Origin of the sequence: Burkholderia sp. E168m23, from assembly GCF_016586125.1 — a bacterium.
Lineage (GTDB): Bacteria > Pseudomonadota > Gammaproteobacteria > Burkholderiales > Burkholderiaceae > Burkholderia > Burkholderia orbicola.
This window is the reverse complement of the sequence record NZ_BCPP01001178.1, coordinates 1-1,834: the sequence shown is the minus strand read 5'-3', so window position 1 is coordinate 1,834 and position 1,834 is coordinate 1. Positions and strand designations below refer to the sequence as shown.

Annotated in this window: 2 protein-coding genes; both read left to right on the top strand. The window is 69.6% G+C overall.

Translation table 11 applies throughout. The annotated features are described in order from the left end of the window. Positions 1-1,215: NtaA/DmoA family FMN-dependent monooxygenase (locus JMF90_RS35395; protein WP_201326191.1), on the top strand; the 1,215-nt coding region annotated here is incomplete at its 5' end. Between the two features lie 102 nt (positions 1,216-1,317). Then, on the top strand, positions 1,318-1,834 hold a 517-nt coding region (locus JMF90_RS35390), incomplete at its 3' end, for an ATP-binding cassette domain-containing protein (protein WP_201326190.1).

The following is a 1,834-nucleotide window of genomic DNA, read 5'->3' as shown; positions in this document are numbered from 1 at the left end:
CTGTTCTTCGCGGACGTGCTCGGCCTGTACGACGTCTATGGCGGATCGGCCGACGCGGCGGTGCAGTGGGCGGTCGAGGCGCCCGCGAACGATCCGATGATGCTGATTCCGGCGCTCGTCGCGCAGACCGAACGGCTCGCGTTCGGCGTGACGGCGAGCACGACTTACGAGCACCCGTTCGCGCTCGCGCGCCGCTTCAGCACGCTCGATCATCTGAGCAACGGCCGGATCGGCTGGAACATCGTCACGTCCTACCTGACGAGCGCGGCGCACAACTTCGGGCTCGACCAGATGATCGGCCATGACGAACGCTACGCACGCGCTGAGGAATTTCTCGATGTCGTGTACAAGCTGTGGGAAGGAAGCTGGGCGGACGACGCGGTCGTCGCCGACAAGCACACGCCGCGCTATGCGCGAGGCGAGCGCGTGCGGCCGATCGCGCACGAAGGCGCGCACTATCGCGTGCAGGGGCCGCACGTGTGCGCGCCGTCGCCGCAGCGCTCGCCCGTGCTGATCCAGGCCGGCTGGTCGGGGCGTGGGCGCGCGTTCGCGGCGAAGCACGCGGAGGTGGTGTTCGTCGCGAAATCGAATCCGCACGAGATTCGCGCGGGCCTCGACGAGATTCGGCGGCTCGCGGCCGAACGCGGCCGCGCGGCGGACGACGTGAAGTCGCTGACGGTGCTGCGGATCGTCACGGCGCGCTCGTCGAGCGACGCGAAGGAGAAGTATCACTCGCTGCAGCAGCACTATCACCAGCACGCGCAACTCGTCAGCTATGCGGGCGACACCGGCATCGACATCGACCGCTATGCGGACGACGAACCGCTGACGACGCAGACGGAAGGGCTGACGTCCTACGTGGTGCGGCCGGACGGCAGCGGCAAGCCGCTCACCGCCGGCGACGTGCGGCGCAAGTTCGCGAGCGTCACGCGCGGCACGGACCTGATCCTCGTCGGCGCGCCGGACGAAGTCGCGGACCAGCTCGCCGAGCATGCGCGGCAGTCGACGACGAGCGGCTACATGCTCAATCCGCTGATCAGCCCCGGCACGCTCGACGATTTCGCCGAACTGATCGTGCCTGAGCTGAAGAAGCGCGGTCTGTACCGGACGACGCCGGCGAGCGGCACCTTCCGTTCACGGCTGGGCGGCCGCGACCGCCTGCCGGACACGGCTTATGGCGCGTCGTTCCGGTTTCCCGTGCCGGAAGCGGGCTGACCAGCCGATCAATGCTGAACGACTTTCATCGGAGTGGCGTGACATGAGCGATGACGTACTGTTCCTGCCGCAACTGCATCGTGCCGACCGGGATCTTCCGGCATGAATAGCGCGACGAACGAAACCATGGAGGCGACGCGGCGCGAAGCTCGACCCCATCGATCGGCGTCGCCGCCCGTCCTGAGCGCCACGGGCATCGCGAAACGCTTCGACGCGACCGTCGCGCTGGCGGCGCTCGACCTGTCGATCGGCGCCGGCGAAGTCGTCGCGCTGATGGGCGCGAACGGCGCGGGCAAGTCGACCTTCGTCAAGATCCTGAGCGGCGCGCTGCAAGCGGACGGTGGCACGCTGGCGCTGCGCGGCGAACCGTATCGGCCCGCGTCGCCGCACGCGGCCAAGCGGCTTGGCGTCGCGACCGTGCACCAGTCGGTGGCCGATGCGATCGTGCCGACGCTGTCGATCGCCGACAACCTGCTGCTGGACCGGCTGTGCGACCCGGCTTCGCCATGGCGCGCGCCGCCGGCCGCGCGGCGTGCCGCGGCGCGTTCGCTTGCCGCGCGGGTCGGGCTCGACGTCGATCTGGCGGCGCCGCTCGCCTCGCTGTCGCTGGCCGACCAGC